This window comes from Sinorhizobium sp. KGO-5 (assembly GCF_036245905.1).
In the GTDB taxonomy this organism is placed as follows: Bacteria; Pseudomonadota; Alphaproteobacteria; order Rhizobiales; family Rhizobiaceae; genus Sinorhizobium; species Sinorhizobium meliloti_A.
This window is the reverse complement of the sequence record NZ_BDIZ01000001.1, coordinates 841,823-861,928: the sequence shown is the minus strand read 5'-3', so window position 1 is coordinate 861,928 and position 20,106 is coordinate 841,823. Positions and strand designations below refer to the sequence as shown.

19 protein-coding genes are annotated in these 20,106 nt (G+C 64.3%); 11 read left to right on the top strand and 8 right to left on the bottom strand.

Annotated features, from left to right (window positions below):
• Nucleotides 1-128: 128 nt before the first annotated feature.
• Complete coding sequence (gene yihA, locus BHD07_RS04080) at nt 129-782, top strand: ribosome biogenesis GTP-binding protein YihA/YsxC (protein ID WP_018094044.1); 654 nt, start codon at nt 129-131, stop codon at nt 780-782.
• Between the two features lie 127 nt (nt 783-909).
• A complete protein-coding gene (locus BHD07_RS04075; protein WP_100669731.1) occupies nt 910-1,449 on the top strand; it encodes a DUF1269 domain-containing protein in 540 nt (179 codons plus the stop codon).
• A gap of 53 nt (nt 1,450-1,502) precedes the next feature.
• Here the strand turns inward: BHD07_RS04075 and msrB are convergent, their stop codons facing one another.
• Nucleotides 1,503-1,997, bottom strand: a complete 495-nt coding sequence (gene msrB, locus BHD07_RS04070; protein WP_338277852.1) for a peptide-methionine (R)-S-oxide reductase MsrB — start codon at nt 1,995-1,997, stop codon at nt 1,503-1,505.
• Between the two features lie 505 nt (nt 1,998-2,502).
• Nucleotides 2,503-3,216 (bottom strand): anti-sigma factor, encoded by a 714-nt coding sequence (locus tag BHD07_RS04065; RefSeq protein ID WP_338277849.1) that lies wholly within the window; start codon nt 3,214-3,216, stop codon nt 2,503-2,505.
• Between the two features lie 289 nt (nt 3,217-3,505).
• Here BHD07_RS04065 and argB point away from each other — a divergent pair, with 289 nt between their 5' ends.
• Nucleotides 3,506-4,393 carry an acetylglutamate kinase gene (argB, locus tag BHD07_RS04060; protein ID WP_018094040.1) on the top strand — a complete coding sequence of 296 codons (888 nt, stop codon included), beginning with the start codon at nt 3,506-3,508 and terminating at the stop codon, nt 4,391-4,393.
• A gap of 104 nt (nt 4,394-4,497) precedes the next feature.
• Here argB and BHD07_RS04055 read toward each other — a convergent pair whose 3' ends face one another.
• Genes BHD07_RS04055 through BHD07_RS04045 form a run of 3 tightly spaced genes read right to left on the bottom strand, consistent with a single transcriptional unit; the run spans nt 4,498 to nt 7,406 of the window.
• Nucleotides 4,498-5,268, bottom strand: a complete 771-nt coding sequence (locus BHD07_RS04055; protein WP_338277846.1) for an isocitrate lyase/PEP mutase family protein — start codon at nt 5,266-5,268, stop codon at nt 4,498-4,500.
• Between the two features lie 37 nt (nt 5,269-5,305).
• On the bottom strand, nt 5,306-6,433 hold the full coding sequence (locus tag BHD07_RS04050; RefSeq protein WP_324762804.1) for a bifunctional transcriptional activator/DNA repair enzyme AdaA: 1,128 nt from the start codon (nt 6,431-6,433) through the stop codon (nt 5,306-5,308).
• Between the two features lie 58 nt (nt 6,434-6,491).
• Nucleotides 6,492-7,406 carry a DMT family transporter gene (locus tag BHD07_RS04045; RefSeq protein ID WP_338277843.1) on the bottom strand — a complete coding sequence of 305 codons (915 nt, stop codon included), beginning with the start codon at nt 7,404-7,406 and terminating at the stop codon, nt 6,492-6,494.
• 102 nt (nt 7,407-7,508) lie between these two features.
• On the opposite strand from BHD07_RS04045, the gene BHD07_RS04040 reads away from it, so the two are divergent.
• On the top strand, nt 7,509-8,222 hold the full coding sequence (locus BHD07_RS04040; protein WP_338277840.1) for a pyrimidine 5'-nucleotidase: 714 nt from the start codon (nt 7,509-7,511) through the stop codon (nt 8,220-8,222).
• Here the strand turns inward: BHD07_RS04040 and BHD07_RS04035 are convergent, their stop codons facing one another.
• Entirely contained in the window at nt 8,223-9,122 is a 900-nt protein-coding gene (locus BHD07_RS04035) for an LOG family protein (protein WP_100669738.1), read from the bottom strand.
• Nucleotides 9,123-9,416: 294 nt separating this feature from the next.
• Between BHD07_RS04035 and dapD the strand changes: the two genes are divergently transcribed.
• The 3 genes from dapD (at nt 9,417) to BHD07_RS04020 (ending at nt 12,708) form a co-directional block, all read left to right on the top strand.
• Nucleotides 9,417-10,274 (top strand): 2,3,4,5-tetrahydropyridine-2,6-dicarboxylate N-succinyltransferase, encoded by an 858-nt coding sequence (gene dapD / locus BHD07_RS04030; RefSeq protein WP_026168518.1) that lies wholly within the window; start codon nt 9,417-9,419, stop codon nt 10,272-10,274.
• Between the two features lie 2 nt (nt 10,275-10,276).
• Nucleotides 10,277-10,663 carry a DUF805 domain-containing protein gene (locus BHD07_RS04025; RefSeq protein ID WP_338277836.1) on the top strand — a complete coding sequence of 129 codons (387 nt, stop codon included), beginning with the start codon at nt 10,277-10,279 and terminating at the stop codon, nt 10,661-10,663.
• 152 nt (nt 10,664-10,815) lie between these two features.
• A complete protein-coding gene (locus tag BHD07_RS04020; protein WP_338277833.1) occupies nt 10,816-12,708 on the top strand; it encodes a DEAD/DEAH box helicase in 1,893 nt (630 codons plus the stop codon).
• 63 nt (nt 12,709-12,771) lie between these two features.
• Here BHD07_RS04020 and BHD07_RS04015 read toward each other — a convergent pair whose 3' ends face one another.
• The gene (locus tag BHD07_RS04015; RefSeq protein WP_018094031.1) at nt 12,772-13,089 is read right to left on the bottom strand and encodes a DMT family transporter; all 318 of its coding nucleotides are present in this window, start codon (nt 13,087-13,089) and stop codon (nt 12,772-12,774) included.
• A gap of 87 nt (nt 13,090-13,176) precedes the next feature.
• Between BHD07_RS04015 and BHD07_RS04010 the strand changes: the two genes are divergently transcribed.
• Nucleotides 13,177-13,581, top strand: a complete 405-nt coding sequence (locus BHD07_RS04010) for a winged helix-turn-helix transcriptional regulator (protein ID WP_338277830.1) — start codon at nt 13,177-13,179, stop codon at nt 13,579-13,581.
• 10 nt (nt 13,582-13,591) lie between these two features.
• On the opposite strand, the gene BHD07_RS04005 is transcribed toward BHD07_RS04010, so the two are convergent.
• On the bottom strand, nt 13,592-14,500 hold the full coding sequence (locus tag BHD07_RS04005; RefSeq protein ID WP_100669741.1) for a LysR family transcriptional regulator: 909 nt from the start codon (nt 14,498-14,500) through the stop codon (nt 13,592-13,594).
• Between the two features lie 139 nt (nt 14,501-14,639).
• Here BHD07_RS04005 and BHD07_RS04000 point away from each other — a divergent pair, with 139 nt between their 5' ends.
• The 3 genes from BHD07_RS04000 (at nt 14,640) to BHD07_RS03990 (ending at nt 20,038) form a co-directional block, all read left to right on the top strand.
• Nucleotides 14,640-15,455 carry an alpha/beta hydrolase gene (locus tag BHD07_RS04000; protein ID WP_338277828.1) on the top strand — a complete coding sequence of 272 codons (816 nt, stop codon included), beginning with the start codon at nt 14,640-14,642 and terminating at the stop codon, nt 15,453-15,455.
• 51 nt (nt 15,456-15,506) lie between these two features.
• Nucleotides 15,507-16,721 carry an efflux RND transporter periplasmic adaptor subunit gene (locus BHD07_RS03995; RefSeq protein ID WP_018094027.1) on the top strand — a complete coding sequence of 405 codons (1,215 nt, stop codon included), beginning with the start codon at nt 15,507-15,509 and terminating at the stop codon, nt 16,719-16,721.
• 131 nt (nt 16,722-16,852) lie between these two features.
• Nucleotides 16,853-20,038, top strand: coding sequence for an efflux RND transporter permease subunit (locus BHD07_RS03990; protein WP_100669743.1), 3,186 nt, complete (start codon nt 16,853-16,855; stop codon nt 20,036-20,038).
• Nucleotides 20,039-20,106: the final 68 nt, after the last annotated feature.

Sequence of the window (20,106 nt, the reverse complement as noted above, 5' to 3'; positions counted from 1 at the left end):
CCGGTGCGACGCGTTCCGGGGCTTTTCTTTTCGATTTCCCGAGCGCCACCGGCGCCGCCCGGGCGCTCTCAAGCTTGACAAGCCTCTGCAAAAGCCTGATGCCGAGGCCAAAGAGGAAACGCCAGAACATGTCCGGGACGAACAAGCAGAATGCCGCAAGCGTCTTCGGCCGGCCGTGGATCTTCATCCGCGGCGTGCCGTCGATGAAGTTCCTGCCGCCGGAGGGACCGACGGAGATCGCCTTTGCCGGCCGCTCCAATGTCGGCAAGTCGTCGCTGATCAACGCACTCGTGGGCCATAAGGGCCTTGCGCGCACATCGAACACGCCCGGCCGCACCCAGGAACTCAACTATTTCGTGCCGGACGGCTATTCCGGCGAGGCCGACGACCTGCCGCCGATGGCGCTCGTCGACATGCCGGGCTACGGCTACGCGCAGGCTCCCAAGGAACAGGTCGACGCCTGGACGAAGCTGGTGTTCGACTATCTGCGCGGACGCTCGACGCTGAAGCGCGTCTACGTGCTGATCGACGCGCGCCACGGCATCAAGAAAAATGACGAGGACGTGCTGGCACTCCTCGACAAGGCTGCGGTTTCCTATCAGATCGTGCTGACCAAGACGGACAAGATCAAGGCGGCCGGCGTGCCGCGCCTCGTCGGGGAAACCCTCGAAAAGATCAAGAAGCGGCCGGCGGCCTTTCCGGAAGTGCTGTCGACATCGTCGGAAAAGGGCGAAGGCATCGAGGACCTCCGCGCGGCGATCGAGCTTGCCGTGACGCGCTGACGCGCGAAACGGCGCCGCCGAAGGGCGATCCCCTCGTCTTCGACCTCCGTCACTACCCTGACATGAAAAGCGCTCTATCTCTGCTTCGCGGCGGCAGATTGTCTGCCCGAAGGATCAGGAGAGAGACATGTCCGATTTGATTGTCGTGGGATTCGATTCGACGGATGAGGCCGACAAGGTCCTCTTGAAGCTCAACAGCCTGAGGAAGGAGTATCTGATCGATCTGGAAGATGCGGTCGTCGTCGTTCGCGACGCCGACGGCAAGGTGCATCTGAAGCAGAGCATGAACCTGACCACCGTCGGAGCCACGTCCGGCCTCCTTTCCGGCTCCCTCTGGGGCGGGCTCGTCGGGCTGCTCTTCCTCAATCCGCTCGCGGGTTTCGCCCTCGGCGGCGCTATCGGCGCCGGTGCCGGTGCGCTTTCCGGCTCGCTTGTCGATTACGGGATCGACGACGACTTCATCAAGTCGCTCGGCAACACCATCCCGAACAATTCCTCGGCGCTCTTCGTTCTGGTGCGCAAGGTGCAGCCGGAAAAGGTGCTGGCCGAATTCTCCGGCCTGCGCGGCCGCGTGCTGAAGACATCGCTCTCGCCGGAGCAGGAACAGAAGCTTCAGGCAGCCCTTTCCGAGGCGCAGACGCCGTCGCCGCAGGCGGGTACATTCTGATCGGTTGCTGCACAGCGATCTTCTCGCCGGAGCCGGCGGGAAGATCCCCACGCTCAGGCAGTTTCCGGTACGAATGACAGGGCGAGACCGTTGATGCAGTGCCGCTTGCCGGTCGGCGGCGGACCGTCGTCGAAGATGTGGCCGAGATGACCGCCGCAGCGGCGGCAGTGGCATTCGGTCCTCGTCATGAACAGGGTATCGTCCTCGCGTGTGCCGATCGCGCCGGGTAGCGCCTGCCAGAAGCTCGGCCAGCCGGTACCGCTGTCATATTTCGCCTCGGAGGAATAGACGGGCAAGGCGCATCCCGCGCATTGAAAGAGGCCGTTTCGCTTTTCATCGTCGAGCGGGCTGCTGAACGGCGGCTCCGTGCCCTCCTCCCGCAGAATGCGATAGCGGTCCTCGCCGAGCAGCGCCCGCCACTCCGCGTCGGTCCTGGTGATTTCGAAGGTGTCGCCGGCGACGGCGCGCATGGGCCATAACAGACCGCGCAGGGTGACCACCGCGGCCAAGGCCGCGCCCGCCATCAGCAAGTCGCGCCGGCTGATCATCGGAACCTCCATCGGGCGATGCAACTGGCATTGGCCGAATCTGGAACGAGAGGCGGAAGTGCTTCTTCCTCCCGCAGCCGGTCCGGCCTGATATCGTAATTTACCGCATCGGCCCGAAAATCGGTATCGATTTCCGGAAAGGACGATGCAACGATACGACAAATTGAATAAAGGCCTGTTCAGATTGGGGCCACCCGCCGCGGCCGGTTTGATTTCCTCATTCCTGTGCTCGTCACAGAGATGAAAGCAGCGCCGCGTCTGCGGCGCGGAAGAGCCTTTCCAGCCCAAGGACTTGGTCTGGCTGGATTCCTGTGACAAGCACAGGAATGAGGAAGAGGAGAGATTGCAGTCCTCCGAAGGTTCCCACAGCGCCGCTGTGCCGACAAACCGACCAGAGTTGCAGCAGCCGTCATGAACTCAAACTTTGTGCGCCCACTCGGGCGCACGGCGCTCAAAGCGGCCGCGGCATTCCTGCCGTGACTGCGTGGCCCGCGTGGAACGAGACTTAGAAAGCGCGCGCGGTGCCTTGCGCGATGACCGCACCGGTGGGCGAGCCGGTCGCCGAGCCGCCCAGGGGCTCGACACTGACGGAGAGCCTGGAGCCGGTGGCAATCCGGCTTCGCATTCCCGGCACGAGCACGATTTCCCCCTCGCCGGACGGCGGCAGCACGCCGAGCGAGACCGGCGGATCGTCACCTTTGATCAGCCAGAGCTCGAGCGATTTCTCCTCCATCTGTCCGGCGGCGGCCGGCGACAGTCTGAGGCGCCCCGTAGCCGGTTCGAAGTGCGTGACGAGGTTGATGGCGCTGCCTTGCGCTTCGAGGCTCGCAACGAGTTGCGTACCGCCCCGGCGATCGCTGAAAAGTCCGGCCACCGCGCCTGCCATTACGACGACAGCCGAAAGCGATACCAGCGCGACGCTGCGCCAAAGGGGAAGCGAGCCCCAGATACCGCGGGGGTCGTCTGCGCCCCGGCCCGCTTCGAAGACCGCGTGCTCGGAGGAGCGAAACCTGCGGCGCGGCGCGACCGATTCATAGGCGTCGCCGAAGGCCGCAAGATTGTTCTGCCAGCGGATGACCATGGCGGCGAAGTTTCGGTCCGTTGCCATGCGCGCCTCGGCCTTGCGACGGTCCTCGGCTGACAGCGCGCCGAGCACGTACTCTCCCGCGATCACCTCGTCGCGGCGGGAATCTCCGCTTTCGGGCTTCTGCGTCGTCATGGCTTCCTGCACTCTCTCAGCTTTAGAAGGCCGGCACGATTCCCTTCGAACTCTTCCAGGCAAGCGTCGATGCGCCTATTCTCGGGACTGCGGCGGTCCTTTCCGGATCAAAGCAGGATCAGTCAAATCGCCAGCGCCGTCAATCGGCTTCTCGGCCATGCCGCGCACGCGGCGAGCACTTCGGCTCAGCCAGGCGACCGCCGTCACAATGGCTTTATGTTGCGCCCGGATCATTCCATCCGCCAGAGAGTTGCGCTAAACAGCAGCCGGTATTTTTCGAGGATCCGCCATGTCCGCATCAGAAAGTGAAATTCAGGCCCGCCTGCTCGCCCAGGCCCTGCCCTACATGCAGCGCTACGAGAACAAGACGATCGTCGTCAAATACGGCGGTCACGCCATGGGCAATGCCGACCTCGGGCGCGCCTTTGCCAGCGACATCGCGCTTCTGAAGCAGTCCGGCGTCAACCCGATCGTCGTTCACGGCGGCGGCCCTCAGATCGGCGCCATGCTCAATCGGATGGGCATCGAGTCCAAATTCGAGGGCGGGCTCCGCGTCACAGACGAAAAGACCGTCGAAATCGTCGAAATGGTGCTTGCCGGGTCGATCAACAAAGAGATCGTCGCGCTCATAAACCAGACGGGCGAATGGGCGATCGGCCTTTGCGGCAAGGACGGCAACATGGTCTTTGCGGAAAAGGCGAAGAAGACCTTCCGCGACCCGGATTCCAACATCGAGCGCGTGCTCGACCTCGGCTTCGTTGGCGATGTAGTCGAAGTCGACCGCACCCTTCTCGATCTGCTCGCCCGCTCCGAGATGATACCGGTGATCGCGCCTGTGGCGCCGGGACGGGACGGCCACACCTATAACATCAACGCGGACACTTTTGCCGGCGCCATCGCCGGCGCGCTCAATGCGACGCGCCTTCTCTTCCTGACCGACGTTCCGGGCGTTCTCAACAAGAAGGGCGAACTCATCAAGCAGCTCTCGGTCGCCGAGGCGCGGGCGCTGATCGCCGACGGCACCATCTCGGGCGGCATGATCCCGAAGGTGGAGACCTGCATCGAGGCGATCAAGGCCGGCGTCCAGGGAGTCGTCATCCTCAACGGCAAAACGGCACATTCGGTGCTGCTCGAAATCTTCACCGAGCACGGCGCAGGCACGCTGATCGTGCCGTGAGGCGCGCTTTGTTTGCGTGATCTGCCCCTTACCCTAACCTTCTCCCCGTCTTGACGCGTCATGACGGGGAAAGGGTCGCGGCAGCGGGATGAGGGACCAATCTCTTACCTCGTCTCGTAAACATTCTCCGCCTCGCCGCGCAGCCGGGCGATCATCTCCCGGTATGGGAACGGCCCATAGCTCACCCGCCCGACGCCGGCGGCCGCCAGCGTGGCAATGTCCGGCGCCCCCGGCATCATCATCACGTTGACCGGCAAAGGTGATGCCGCACAGAGCCTGGCGATGAGGTCCCGATCGGCGAGACCCGGTGCGAAGAAGCCGCTCGCGCCCGCATCCGCATAGGCCTCGGCGCGGGCGATCGCATCCTCCATCAGGGCCGCGTGGCGCGCCGCATCGCTTTCCTGCAGGAAGAGGTCGGTGCGGGCGTTGACGAACAGTGCGATGCCCTGTCGCTCCGCCATCTCGCGGATCGCGCGGATGCGAGCCGCCTGCTTGTCGATCGGATGGACGCCGCCCCTGCCAACCATCTGGTCCTCGAAATTGATGCCGATCCCGCCCGCATCGATGACTTGCGCGACATTGGCCGCGGCCTGGGCCGGGTCCACCGAATAGGCGCCCTCGAAGTCCACCGAGAGCGGCAGGTCCGTTGCCGCGACGATCTCGCGCACGGTCTCGAGCAGCAGAGGCAGCGGCAGCTTCTGCCCGTCCCCGTATCCATGTGCCGCCGCGACCGACCAGCTCCCGGTGGCGAGCGCCTTGGCGCCGGCCTCGGCCACGCACCGGGCGCTGCCTGCATCCCAGATGTTGTACAGAACCACCGGATCGCCTTTCCGGTGCAGTGCCCCGAAGGCGAGCGCTCTTTCTTCCTGGCTCATCGTATCTTCTCCCAGTCCGTCAGGTTGATCGTATCCGTTACATCGTTGGAGCGGCGGCCCGCGCAGGCATCTCCCGGTCCCATTCTCCGAAAAGCCCCACAGGACGCATTCTGCCCTCGTGGCGAAGCAGCCATTGCTTGCGCCGGAGCCCGCCCCCATAGCCCGTCAGCGATCCGTCAGCGCCGATGCAACGGTGGCAGGGCACCACGATTGCGAGGCAGTTGGAGCCGTTGGCCCTGGCCACGGCACGCACCGCCTGCGGGGTGGCGACCTTCCGCGCGATGTCGCTGTAGGAGCGTGTCTCGCCCACGGGTATCGCAACGAGTTCTGCCCATACCTGACGCTCGAAGGCACTGCCGTCGAGGGCGAGCGGTGTTCGAAAATCGGCTGAGCGCCCGGCAAAATAGTCGTTGAGCTCGCGCTCCACCTGATCGATGGGCGGCGTTCTGCCGGGCACCACCGCAGAGTGCGTCTTTCGCTTGAGACTCTCCATTTCGGCCGGGAGGGCCTTGCGATCATGGAACTCGATGAGGTGAAGATGCGTCTGGTCGGCAACCGCCACCATGGGGCCTAGCGGCGTCTCTATCCAGTCGGCAAAGAGCAGCACGCGCCCCTGCGATTTCGCGGGAGCCTGACCGATCAGCCGCCCGAAGGCGGCGCGAAAACCGCTCGGCGACTCATAGCCTGCATCGATCTGCGCCTCGATGACACTGGCGCCGCCGGAGAGCTGGCGGGCGGCTTCGCCCATTCGCCGCTGGCGGGCGAGATCGAGAAAGGTGACGCCGAGGGATCGCTTGAAGGCGCGCCGCACTGTCGACGGATCGAAGCCGCGCCGCACGAGATCGCCCTCCGTCCAGCGGTGCTCCGGCCGGCGGTCGAGCAGCTCGACAAGCTCCTTGACGAGCGGATCTTTCCCGGATGCATCTTCCAGCGGGCGGCAACGTTGGCACGGCCGGAAGCCGGAATTGATGCAGGCGGAAATGCTGTCGAAGAACAAAGTGTTCTCCCGCTTCGGCTTGCGGGCGGGACATGAGAGCCGGCAGAAGATGCCGGTGCTCTTGACGCAAACGAAGGCCTGGCCCTCATAATCGGAACTGCGGGCCAGCAGCGCATCGTAAAGGATATCGTCGTTCGGCAGATCGAAAAGCATATTGCTTTGTAGCATCAGCCACACGCGCCGTCCGCCGAAATTCGGGCATCTATTCGTGCTGCTTGCCGACCCCTCACAAGACGAGCAGCATGACCACGCCGAGCACGATGAGCAGGCAGCCGACCAGTTCGAGCCGGTTGATCCACTCCCGGAAGATGAAGAAGGAAGAGGCGAAGGTGAATAGCATCTCCACCTGAGCGACCACCTTGACGATCGCCGCCTGCTGCAGCGTCATCGCCGCGAACCAGCCGAAGGAGGCCGAGGCGCCGACGAAGCCCACGACGAAAGCGGGCTTCCAGGCGGCGCCTATGCGTTTCAGTTCGTCGCGTTCACGCGCGACGATCCACAAAAGCATGACGATCGTCTGAAGCAGGATGACGAAGCCGAGCGTGAAGCTCGCCTGGATCACATAGTCCGGCTGAGGCAGACTCGGCTCCAGCGCCAGCGAGGCCGAGCGGTAGGACACCGCCGAGAGACCGAAGAAGGTACCGGAAAGCAGCCCCATGCCCGCCGTGCGGCTGAAGACCGATGCAAGCAGCGAGCGCGCGCTGAGCGTCGTTCGGGCGACGGAGATCAGCATGACGCCCACCACCGAAATGGCGATCGCGACCAACGCTCCCTGGCTCGCCTTTTCGCCGAGGAAGATCAGCCCGAAGAGCGCCGCCTGTGCGGGCTCGGTGCGGGAATAGGCCGTGCCGACCGCGAAATTGCGGAAGGAGAAGAGATGGACGAGCAGGAAGGTCGCGGCGATCTGCGCCATTCCGCCGACCACCGCCCAGAGATAGAAAGTGCCGTTGGGCACCGGCAGCTGATGCCCGCCGGCGCGCCAAAGCAGGACGAGGTAGAGGAGCGCGAAAGGCAGTCCGAAGCCGAAGCGCACGAAGGTCGCGCCGGTGGTGCCCATGACGCCCTTCAGGTGCTTCTGCATGGCGGAGCGGACATTCTGAAGGAAGGCCGCGGCGACGGTGATGAGAACCCAGGTTTCCATATTTGCCCGCTAACACGCAGGCCGAAAACAATCCATGGCCAATCGGGGCACAGGTGAACAAACCGTTTTGCTTCGCAAGGCCCCCCGTGTCATAAACCCGCCATGAAGAAGCTCGACCGCCTGCCGACCCACGCCGAATTCGCCCATGTCACCGACTGGGTCTTCGACCTCGACAACACGCTCTATCCGCATCACGTCAATCTGTTCTCACAGATCGACCGCAACATGACGGCCTATGTTGCCGAACTCCTGTCGCTGGAGCCTGCGGAGGCGAAGAAGCTGCAGAAGGAATACTACCGCGACCACGGCACCACGCTTCAGGGCCTGATGCTTCATCACGGCATCGACCCCAACGATTTCCTCGAAAGAGCCCACGCCATCGACTACAGCGTGGTGCCGGCCGACCCGGCGCTCGGCGAGGCGATCAAGGCGCTGCCCGGACGCAAGTTCATCTTCACCAACGGCAGCGTCGCCCATGCGGAGATGACCGCGCGGGCGCTCGGCATCCTGGACCATTTCAACGATATCTTCGACATCGTCGCCGCCGGCTTCATACCGAAGCCCGCCGGCGACACCTACGACAAGTTCATGGGCCTTCACCGCATCGACACGGCGAATGCGGTCATGTTCGAGGATCTGCCGCGCAATCTGGTCGTCCCGAAGGCGCTCGGCATGAAGACGGTGCTGCTCGTGCCGCGCAATCTCGAATACGAATTTGCCGAGGCCTGGGAAACGTCGAGCGACGCGGACGATCAGATCGACTACGTCACGGAAGATCTGGCGGGTTTCCTGCGCAGGGTGGTTTCGACCGCGTAACTACCGCCGTCCGGACGCCATCGGGACCGAGCGGGGGTCGACCTTCTCGTAGAACCCGGCAATGATCTCCCATGCCTCTTCGGCCGTCTCCACGAAGTGCAACAGGTCGATGTCGTTGGGCGCGATGGTTCCGAACTCGGCCAGCGCCTCGAAATTGATGATGCTGCGCCAGAACTTCTCGCCGAAGAGGATGAGGGGCACCAGGGCGAGCCGGCCGGTCTGCATCAGCGTCATGGTTTCGAACAACTCGTCGAGCGTGCCGAAGCCGCCGGGGAAGACCGTGACCGCCTTGGCGCGCAGCAGGAAATGCATCTTGCGGATGGCGAAATAGTGGAAATTGAAGGACAGGTCCGGCGTGACGAACTGGTTCGGCGCCTGCTCGTGCGGAAGCACGATGTTCAGGCCGATCGAAGGTGCGCCGACGTCGGCTGCACCGCGGTTCCCCGCTTCCATGACGCCGGGACCGCCGCCCGTGACCACCACATATTCCTTGTAATCGAGCTTTGCCGACTGCTCCGAGCACAATCGCGCGAACTTGCGCGCCTCGTCATAATAGACCGACGCAGCCTCGAGATTCTTGCGCTGGATGTCGTTCTTGGCGGCCCAAGCTTCGCCGCCGGGCTCCGGAATGCGCGCCCCGCCGAACATCACCACGGTGGAGTTGATGCCGCGCTCCTCGAGCATCATCTCGGTCTTCAGGAGCTCGAGCTGCAGGCGGACGGGCCTCAGTTCCTCACGACACAGGAAATCGTCGTCGATATAGGCGAGACGATAGGTGGGCGAAGCCGATTGCGGCGTCAAAGGCACGCTCGATGCACGTTGCCTGCTCTGGGAGCTGTCTGCCAGCGGATCCCAGACCCCATCCTTGCGGCGCAGAGTCCGCTTCTTCATGCGTGCCATGTTTCGTTTCCCGTCGCGTTTCGAACACCCGAGACCTCGTCCGGACGCGTCCCTTCGGGTCTTTCTCGGTCATAGAGGCGTCCCTACTGCCGGATTAGTCGAGACTTGCCAAGCCCCGTTGAGGAGCGCGAGCCGAAAAGGCCTTCAACTTTTTGAGGATCACGCTCCATGGGCGCCAGGTTTCGGCGAAGCCGCGCGACATCTTGAATCGCTGCATAATCCGTGAAGCTGGTTCCGATTCGGGGAATTATGCAGTAGAGCTTGCAGCACAACGCCGAACTCGAAGGAATTCCGATGACGAACCACGACCTCGCCTCCCTTTCGCAGACGATCGAGACCGCTTTCGAAGGACGCGACGCCGTCAACACCGGCACCCGCGGCGCGGTTCGCGACGCGGTGGAAACGGCGCTGAATCTGCTCGACAGCGGCAAGGTACGCGTCGCGCAACGGGGTGAGGACGGCACCTGGACGGTCAACCAGTGGCTCAAGAAGGCGGTGCTCCTCTCCTTCCGCCTCAATCCGATGGAACTCGTCAAGGGCGGCCCGGGTGAAGCCGTCTGGTGGGACAAGGTCCCCTCCAAATTCGACGGCTGGAGCGTCAACGAATTCGAGAAGGCCGGGTTCCGCGCCGTTCCGAACTGCGTGGTCCGCCGCTCCGCCTATATCGCACCCAATGCGGTGCTGATGCCCTCCTTCGTCAATCTCGGCGCCTATGTCGGCGAGGGTACGATGGTCGACACCTGGGCGACCGTCGGCTCCTGCGCGCAGATCGGCAAGAACGTGCATCTTTCCGGCGGCGTCGGCATCGGCGGCGTGTTGGAGCCGATGCAGGCCGGGCCGACCATCATCGAGGACAATTGCTTCATCGGCGCCCGCTCCGAGGTGGTCGAAGGCTGCATCGTCCGCGAAGGTTCGGTGCTCGGCATGGGCGTCTTCATCGGCAAGTCGACGAAAATCGTCGACCGCGCGACGGGCGAGGTGATGTATGGCGAAGTGCCGCCCTACTCCGTCGTCGTCGCCGGCTCCATGGCTTCCGGCTCCACCATGGCCAATGGGCAGCCGGCGCCGAACCTCTATTGCGCCGTGATCGTCAAGCGGGTCGACGAGAAGACCCGCTCCAAGACCGGCATCAACGAACTGCTCCGGGACTGACGATGGCCAAGGAGGGGCGGCAGCCGAGCATGATGTGGCTGTTCTTCAGCCCCTCCGGCCGTATCGGCCGCCTGCCCTTTCTCCTCGCCTGGCTCTTCTGGTTTGCCGTCGGCTCCATCTTCCTGGCGCAGATGATGAAGAACGAGGTGGACGACGCGGCGCTCGCGTTCTCGACGCTGGCTCTGATCCTCTCCGGCGTGCTTTCGACCGTCTCCATCGCCATGCTGGCGATCAAGCGCCTGCACGATATCGGCTATCCCGGTCCGCTGGCGCTCTGCCTCTTCATCCCGGTTCTGAGCCCGATCGTTTTCATCGGTCTCTGCCTCTGGCCGGGCGCAAACAGGGCAAACGAGTATGGCAGCCGCCGCAACGCGCCGGCCGGAGATTGATTCCGCCCTGTACATTTCAACGCTCACCAAGTATGTAGCGCGGCAACTGAATAGGGCCGCGACCACGTTGGCCGCGGCAATCGACGCCTGATGACGGCCTGCACCGAGGTCCGCTCTTCCGCCGACGACAACCGAAATCCGAAAGAAGAGACATGACAGAATTCGCAGGGATCGCGCCGGCGATCGCCGAGGCGTTGGCAAAACGCGGTTACGAGACGCTGACGCCGGTTCAGCAAGCCATGCTGGACCCGTCGCTCGGCACCGCCGACGCGCTCGTCTCCGCCCAGACCGGCTCCGGCAAGACCGTGGCCTTCGGCCTCGCACTGGCGCCGACGCTCATCGGTTCGGCGAGGAAATTCGCGCAGGCCGGCGCACCGCTTGCACTCGTCATCGCGCCGACGCGCGAATTGGCGCTGCAGGTCATGCGTGAGCTCGACTGGCTTTACGAGATGGCGGGGGCCACCATCGCCTCCTGCGTGGGCGGCATGGACATGCGCAGCGAACGGCGCACGCTGGAACGCGGCGCCCATATCGTCGTCGGCACGCCGGGGCGGCTTTGCGACCATATCCGCCGTGGATCGCTCGATATATCGGGACTGAAGGCCGTCGTACTCGACGAGGCCGACGAGATGCTGGACCTCGGTTTCCGCGAGGACCTGGAGTTCATTCTCGAGGCGTCGCCGGCGGATCGCCGCACGCTGATGTTCTCTGCCACCGTGCCGCGCTCGATCGCGACGCTCGCCAAGAATTACCAGCGCGACGCCGTCCGCATAGGCGTCACCTCCGAGCAGAAGCAGCATGGCGACATCGAGTACCGCTCGCTGCTCGTGGCGCCGAGCGACCGTGAGAATGCCATTATCAACGTGCTGCGCTTTTACGAAGCGAGGAATGCGATCGTTTTCTGCTCGACGCGCGCCGCGGTCAACCATCTGACCGCCCGCTTCAACAATCGCGGCTTTTCCGTCGTGGCGCTCTCCGGCGAGCTCAGCCAGAACGAACGCACCCACGCACTGCAGGCCATGCGCGACGGCCGCGCCCGCGTGTGCATCGCGACCGACGTTGCGGCGCGCGGGATCGACCTTCCGGGCCTCGAGCTCGTGATCCATGCCGACCTGCCGACCAACTCCGACACGCTGCTGCATCGCAGCGGCCGGACCGGTCGCGCCGGCCAGAAAGGCGTGAGCGCGCTGATCGTGCCCGTGAATGCCCGCCGCAAGGCCGAGCGGCTGCTTGAAAACGCGCGGATTACCGCCGCCTGGGCGAAGCCCCCGTCAGCCGACGAGGTGGCACGCCGCGACGACGAGCGCATCGCCGCCGATCCGACCCTTGCCGAAGCGCCGCGCGAGGATGAACAGGCGATCGTCGAGACGCTGATCAGCCGGTACGGGGCGGAAAAGATCGCCGCGGCCTTCGTCCGGCAGTTCCGCTCGAACCGTTCCGCTCCGGAGGAACTCGTGGAGGTCGCCGTCTACGATGATCGCAGGAAACCCCGTCGCGACGGCCCGGCTTTCACGGCCGACAGCGAACCGGCTCCGCGAGCCGACTTCGCCGACGGCCAGTGGTTTTCCCTCTCCGTCGGGCGCAAGCAGAACGCCGAGCCCCGCTGGCTGATCCCGATGCTTTGCCGTTACGGCAAGCTGAGCAAGCGCGATATCGGCGCGATCCGCATGCAGCCCGAGGAAACCTATGTCGAGATGACGGCCGACGGCGCAGAACGCCTCCTTGCCGCGATCGGCCCGAACCGGCTGCTGGAAAAGGGTATTCGCGTCAAAACCCTTCCCGGTGCCCCGGACACCTCCAGGCCGCGGCAGGACAAGCCGGACTTCGAGAGGAAGCGGCCGCCGGCGGCCGCATCGGAGCGCGAGCACAAGGACTTCAAGCCGAAGCGCAAGTTCGACAAGCAGCCTCCCGTCGCGCAGGATGCGCATTCGGACAGCCGAGGCGCGAAGCCCTGGAGCAAGAAGAAGGGCAAGCCCGAAGCGCAGAAAACCGGCGACTTCAAGCCCGGTGCCAAGCGCAACAACGCCAAGAAGCGCCAGCCTTGAGCTGGCATTTCCCGCCGGGTGATCGGCATCGCGGCGGGAACTTTGAGATGAGTCGCCTACGGATCAGGCCTCCAGGAAGCGCAGACCTGCGACGGCGACGATGATCATGGCAATGCAGGCAAGCCTGAGCCAGGACACCGGATCGCCGAAGAGAACCATGCCGAGCACGGTGATGCCGACCGCACCGATGCCGGTCCATGCGGCATAGGCCGTGCCGGCAGGCAGGTCGCGCATCGCGATGGTGAGCAGATAGACACTGCCCAATGCCGCGCCCACGCCGATGATGCTGGGAACCGGCCGGGTCCAGCCGTCTGCATATTTGAGCGCAAGCCCCATGACGATCTCGACGGCGCTCGCCGCCACAAGCATGATCCACGCCATTCCTGTTCTCCAATGATTTGAACTCTGGCGTCAATCTTGTAGCATGGGCACCGAAGTGCAATTACGCACCTTTTGGTAACCGTCAAAATGTCTGCGCACCCGGCTTCCACGCCCCCGACCGCCATGCAATCGACGCCCAGTGTTTTCGATCCGACATGTTCCTCGCGTCACGCGCTGGAGCTCGTGGCCGGCAAATGGGCGATCCTGATCATCTCCGCGCTGGAGTCCGGCCCGATGCGCAACGCCGCGCTCATGCGCAGGCTCGGCGACGTCTCGCAGAAGATGCTGACGCAGACGCTGAAGGAATTGGAGCGAAACGGGCTGGTGATCCGCGAGGACAAGGGGACCGTGCCGCCGCATGTCGAATATCGGCTGAGCGAGGTGGGCCGCTCGCTGAGCGAAGCGCTGGTCGTGCTCGACCGCTGGGCGGAGACGCATTTCGAAAAGCTCGACGCCGCGCGCGAGCGCTACGACGCGCAGACGAACAGGTGAGAACGGGTCGTCACTCGCCGTTCTGCGACTGCGCCATGACCTTCACGACCCAATCGGCGAAAACGCGCAAACGGCTGCTCAAATGACGGTTCGGCGGATAGACGAGATAGATCGGCATCGGCTCGACCTGCCAGTCGGGCAGAACCGGAACCATCGTCCCGCTGCGAAGGTCCTCGCGCACCATGAAGAGCGGCGCCTGGATGACGCCCAATCCCGCCCGGGCGGCGGCAAGATAGGTGGTCGATTCGTTCGCAGCCACCGTATAGCGCCCACTGACCTCGATCTCCTCATTGCCGCGCCGGAAATGGAACGGCATCTGCTGACCGGTCTTCGGCAGAAAATAGCCGACCACGTAGCAATTCTTCTCCAGATCGGAAGGGTGCTGCGGCACCGGGTGCCGCTCGAGAAAATCCCGCGAGGCGCAGGCGACGAACTTCATCTCCGTGATGCGCCTGGCGATCAGCGACTGATCCGTCAGGGTACCGGCCCGTATGGCGCAATCGACGTTCTCCGCGAGATAGTCGATCGTTCGATCGGAAACCCCGAGATCGATCTGGATATCAGGGTACTTCTCGTGGAACTCGGGCAGCGCCGGAATGATTACCAGATTGGCGAAGGCGCTTGCCGTCTCGACTCTCAGCCGCCCCTTCGGCAGGCTCTGGGCCGTCGAGAGGCTGCCGTCCAGTTCGTCGAGATCGGAAAGCAGCCGTGCGGCGCGTTCGTAATAAAGCGCACCGTCCGGCGTCACCAGGACGCGCCGCGTGGTACGATTGAGCAGTTTCGTGCGCAAATGCGCCTCCAGTCCCTGGATGAGATTGGTGACGGTCGCCTTCGGCATGTTGAGGGAGGCGGAGGCACGGGTAAAATTGCCGGTCTCCACAACCCGAAGAAAGGCGCGCATGGCCGTGAGTTGGTCCATTTTCAATAACCGAATTGTTCGAAATACCGAATAGTGTAATCACAACCCGCGGACTATTCCAGACGAAAGACAATGATATGCTGCAAACATCGCGAGTTGTCCCTCATCTAGGGATTCACCCGTGGCGGAGACAAGAGAGATGAACGCGCAATTTACGGAAGAGACGATGCAGACGAGCAAAGGCTCGTGCCGCGCCCGTGTCTACCGCGGCGCATCGCTGCTCGCGCCGCCGCCGATCGTACTGCATCTCCATGGCGGCGGCTTCGTCGACGATTCGATCGCGGCGGGCGAAAACGTGGCCAATTCCCTGGCGGCCGCGGGCGCGGTCGTCATCTCGCCGGAATATCCTTCGGCGTGCATGAACCCGTTTCCGGCGGCACTCGACTGCGCCTATGCGATGCTTTCGTCGATGCGCAGCCGCTGTCCGCAGTTCGCGCACAAGAAGTCGATGCTGTTCGTCGCCGGCGAAGAGGCGGGCGGCAATCTCGCGGCCGGCCTGGCGCTGATGGCGCGCGATCAGTTTCTGACCGACCTCAAAGGCCAGATCCTGCTGTCGCCGCTGCTCGACCCATGCCTGGCAACGGCTTCGTTTCGCAAGTTCTGTCCGCAGAGTTCGGTGCAATCGATCGCCGAAGGCTGGCAGCAATATCTCGGCGAGCGCAGCGGGCTCACGCATCCCTATGCGGCGCCGGGCCATTGCAGCCGGCTCGGCGGTCTCGTTCCGGCCCTCGTCGTCACCAGCGAGGAGTGTCCGATGCGCGACGAGGCCGAAGCCTATGCCGAGCGTCTCCGCAACGCCGGCGTTCCGGTGGAAACGCATGTGCTGCCGGGGCGTGCCTCATGGCTGCCAGTCGGCGGTGCGGCGCAGGAAATCTTGCCATCGCATGAAGAAATCCTATCCGGCATCTTTTCCCGCTTTTTCAAGCAGGCGGGAGCGAAGCCGGCCAAAGAGTAACAAATAAGGCAGTAAGCACAGAGCCGGGCTCCCAACCGGCGAGGAGAAAACATGACATCGACAGTAACCCGCCGGGTCCTGTGGGGCGCCGGCCTGAGCATCCTTTTGTCCGTCGGCGGCGGCGCAGCCGTCTTCTTCGGGCTGCCTCAGCGTTTCCAGGCGGATGCCGCGACCGAAGCGCCCGCAGCAGCAGCGACCCCGCCGGCCGTTCCGGTTTCCGTCGCCAAGGCCGAATCGCGCCGCATCACGACCTGGGAGAGCTTCTCCGGCCGGCTCGAAGCGATCGAGCGCGTCGAGATCCGTCCCCGCGTCGGCGGCGCCATCCTGAGCGCCCATTTCCGTGAAGGCGCGCTGGTCCGGAAGGGCGATCTGCTCGTGACGATCGACCCCGAACCCTTTGCCGCAGCAGTCGAGCGCGCCGAGGCTCAGGTCGCCGCAGCCGAGGCCCGTGTTGCGCTCGCCAAGACCGAACTCGAACGCGGCCGCAAACTGGTGACCACCAACGCTATCCCACAGAGCGGGGTCGACCAGAGGCTCAGCGTCTACGACGAGGCGCGGGCGAACCTCCGCTCGGCGAAGGCCGCCCTCCAGACCGCCAGACTCGATCTGGAATACACCGAAGTGCGCGCGCCGATCAGCGGCCGCGTCGGCAGGCTCAACGTGACGGCGGGCAATCTGGTCTCCGCCGGTTCCGCCTCGCCGGTGCTGACCACGCTCGTATCCGTCGACCCGATCTATGCCAGCTTCAATGCCAGCGAAGAGGTCGTGGCGGCGGCCCTGGCGAAGCTTTCCGCCTCGGCGGCAAGGACCGAGGCGATCGAACGCATCCCCGTCGAGGTCGGCACGTCCGCCGACGAGGGAACGCCGATCACCGGCCATATCCAGCTCATCAACAACGAGGTGGATGCGGCAACCGGCACGATTCGCCTTCGGGCGGAACTCGCCAATGCCGATGGCCGCCTGATCCCGGGCCAGTTCGTGCGAATCCGGATCGGCGATCCGCAGCCCGAGGAAAAGCTGGTGATCAGCGACCGCGCCATCAGCTCGGACCAGGACAAGAAATTCGTCCTGGTCGTCGGCGCCGACAACAAGGTGGAGTACCGCCAGGTCACGCTGGGGCCCGTCGCGGACGGTCTGCGGATCGTGGAGAACGGCCTGAAGCCGGGTGAGAACATCGTGGTCAACGGCCTGCAGCGCGTGCGCCCCGGAGTCGTGGTTGCCCCGCAGCCGGCCGAACAGGCTACCGCCTCGATCGCCAAGCCATAAAGCGCCTGCGCCCTGCCGGACCATAGAGGCAGGGCGCCCAAAACACATTCCTACGGCATGCACCGGTGCTCGCAGCGAACATTTTCGCCGCAGACGCTCCCTGCTTGCCTGAAGTTCCCAAGGGGGATGCCATGAACTTCTCACGCTTCTTCGTCGACCGCCCGGTCTTCGCGGGCGTTCTCTCCGTGATCATCTTCGTCGCGGGCCTGATCGGCATGACCGGCCTGCCGATTTCCGAATATCCGGAAGTCGTGCCGCCGCAGATCGTGGTCAGGGCGCAATATCCGGGCGCCAACCCGGCCGTGATCGCCGAAACCGTCGCCACGCCGCTCGAAGAGCAGATCAACGGCGTCGAGGGCATGCTTTACATGCAGAGCCAGGCGACCGCCGACGGTCTGATGACGCTGACCGTCACCTTCGAGCTCGGAACCGACCCGGACCAGGCTCAGCAGCTGGTCCAGAACCGCGTCTCCCAGGCCGAGCCGCGGCTGCCGGAAGAGGTGCGCCGGCTCGGCGTCACCACCGTCAAGAGCTCGCCCGACCTGACGCTCGTCGTGCACCTGATTTCGCCCAACGGGCAATACGACATCAACTATCTGCGCAATTACGGCGTCCTGAACGTCAAGGACCGGCTGGCGCGCGTAGACGGCGTCGGCCAGGTGCAGATCTTCGGCGGCGGCGACTATTCCATGCGCGTCTGGATCGACCCCGAAAAGGCCGCAGAGCGCGGGCTTGCAGCGAGCGACATCGCCAACGCCGTCCGTGGACAGAACGTCCAGGCAGCCGCCGGCGTCATCGGCGCTTCGCCGTCGGTTCCCGGCCTCGACCTGCAGCTCTCCGTCAACGCTCAGGGCCGCCTCAAGACGCCCGAGGATTTTGCCGACATCGTCGTCAAATCGGGCGATAGCGGGGAGATCACGCGCCTCGGCGACGTCGCCCGCGTCGAAATGGGGGCGGCGGACTATTCGCTGCGCTCGCTTCTCGACAACAAGGCTGCCGTCGGCATGGGCGTGTTCCAGGCGCCCGGCTCCAACGCCATCCAGATCTCCGAAAACGTCCACAAGGTCATGGCCGAGCTGAAGCAGACCATGCCGGATGGCGTCGATTACGAGATCGTCTACGACACGACGCAGTTCGTCCGGGCGTCGATCGAATCGGTCATCCACACGCTGCTCGAAGCCATCGCGCTCGTGGTCGTCGTCGTCATCGTCTTCCTGCAGACCTGGCGCGCCTCGATCATCCCGCTCGTTGCCGTGCCCGTCTCGATCGTCGGTACCTTCGCGGTGATGTATGTCTTCGGCTTCTCGATCAACGCGCTCAGCCTCTTCGGCCTGGTGCTGGCGATCGGCATCGTCGTCGACGACGCCATCGTCGTCGTCGAGAACGTCGAACGAAATATCTCCCAGGGTCTCTCGCCGGTGCAGGCAACCTATCGCGCCATGCAGGAGGTGTCTGGGCCGATCATCGCGATCGCGCTGGTTCTCGTTGCGGTATTCGTGCCGCTCGCCTTCATCACCGGGCTCACCGGCCAGTTCTACCGCCAGTTCGCGCTGACCATCGCGATCTCGACGGTGATTTCAGCCCTCAACTCGCTGACGCTCTCGCCGGCGCTCGCCGCCCTTCTCCTGAAGGACCACCACGCCCCGAAGGACCGTCTGACGCGGGTCATGGATCGGTTGTTCGGCTGGTTCTTCCGCGGCTTCAACCGCTTCTTCGGAGCGAGTTCGGAGGCCTATGGCCGCGGCGTCGGCGGCATCCTTACCCGCAAGTCGCTGGTCATGGGCGTCTATGTCGTCCTCCTCGGCGTCACCTTCGTGCTCTTCCGCGCGGTGCCCGGCGGCTTCGTGCCGGCGCAGGACAAGCAATATCTCATCGGTTTCGCGCAGCTTCCGGACGCGGCGACGCTCGATCGCTCGGAAGACGTCATCCGGCGCATGAGCGAGATCGCCCTCAAGCACCCGGGCGTCGAACACGCCATCGCCTTCCCGGGCCTGTCGATAAACGGCTTCACCAACTCGTCCAATTCCGGCATCGTCTTCGTGTCGCTGAAGCCGTTCGAGGAGCGTACGACGCCCGAACTTTCGGGCGGCGCCATCGCCATGCAATTGAACCAGGAGTTCGGTGCGATCCAGGATGCCTTCATCGCCATGTTCCCGCCACCGCCCGTCCAGGGCCTCGGCACGACCGGCGGATTCAAGCTGCAGATCGAGGACAGGAACGGCCTCGGCTACCGGACGCTTGACGATGCGACCAAGGCCGTCCTCGCCAAGGCGATGGCGGCACCCGAACTCGCCGGGCTCTATTCGAGCTACCAGATCAACGTGCCGCAGCTCTATGCCGACCTCGACCGCACCAAGGCGCGCCAGCTCGGCGTCGCGGTCACGGACGTGTTCGAGACGCTGCAGATCTATCTGGGCTCGCTCTACGTCAACGACTTCAACGCGTTCGGCCGCACCTACAGCGTGCGGATCCAGGCCGATGCGAGCTATCGCAGCCACGCCGACGACATCGGCAAGCTGAAGGTGCGTTCGCAGACGGGCGAGATGATTCCGCTGTCGGCCCTGCTCAACGTGGAGCAGACGGTCGGCGCCGAGCGGGCGATCCGCTACAACGGCTTCCTCGCCGCAGACATCAATGGCGGACCGGCACCCGGCTTCTCCTCCGGCCAGGCGCAGGCGGCCATCGAGCGGATTGCGGCCGAGACGCTGCCGCCCGGCATTTCGTACGAGTGGACGGATCTGACCTATCAGCAGATCCTCGCCGGCAATTCGGGCATTCTCGTCTTTCCGCTGGCGCTGCTGCTCGTCTATCTCGTGCTTGCGGCCCAGTATGAGAGCCTGCTGCTGCCGATCGCGATCATCCTGATCGTGCCGATGGGCATCATGGCGGCGCTGACGGGCGTCTGGCTGACCGGCGGCGACAACAACGTCTTCACCCAGATCGGCCTCATCGTTCTGGTGGGTCTGTCGGCAAAGAACGCGATCCTGATCGTCGAATTCGCCCGCGAACTGGAACTGTCCGGCAGCAATGCCGTCAGTGCCGCGATCGAGGCGAGCCGCCTCCGGCTCAGACCGATCCTGATGACCTCGATGGCCTTCATCATGGGCGTCGTGCCGCTCGTCACCTCCACGGGCGCCGGGGCGGAAATGCGCTCCGCCATGGGCGTGGCGGTGTTTGCCGGGATGATCGGCGTCACGGCCTTCGGCATCTTCATGACGCCCGTCTTCTATGTGCTCATCCGCAAGCTTTCCGGCGAAAGGCCTCTGAAGCACACCGGAGCGCATATCGAAGCCCCGCATCTCGCCCCCGGCGAGTAGCCTTTCCTGCCCCCCCAAAACGGGGTCGATGGCGGGCCGGACATCTGTCCGGCCCGTTCTCTTTTCAG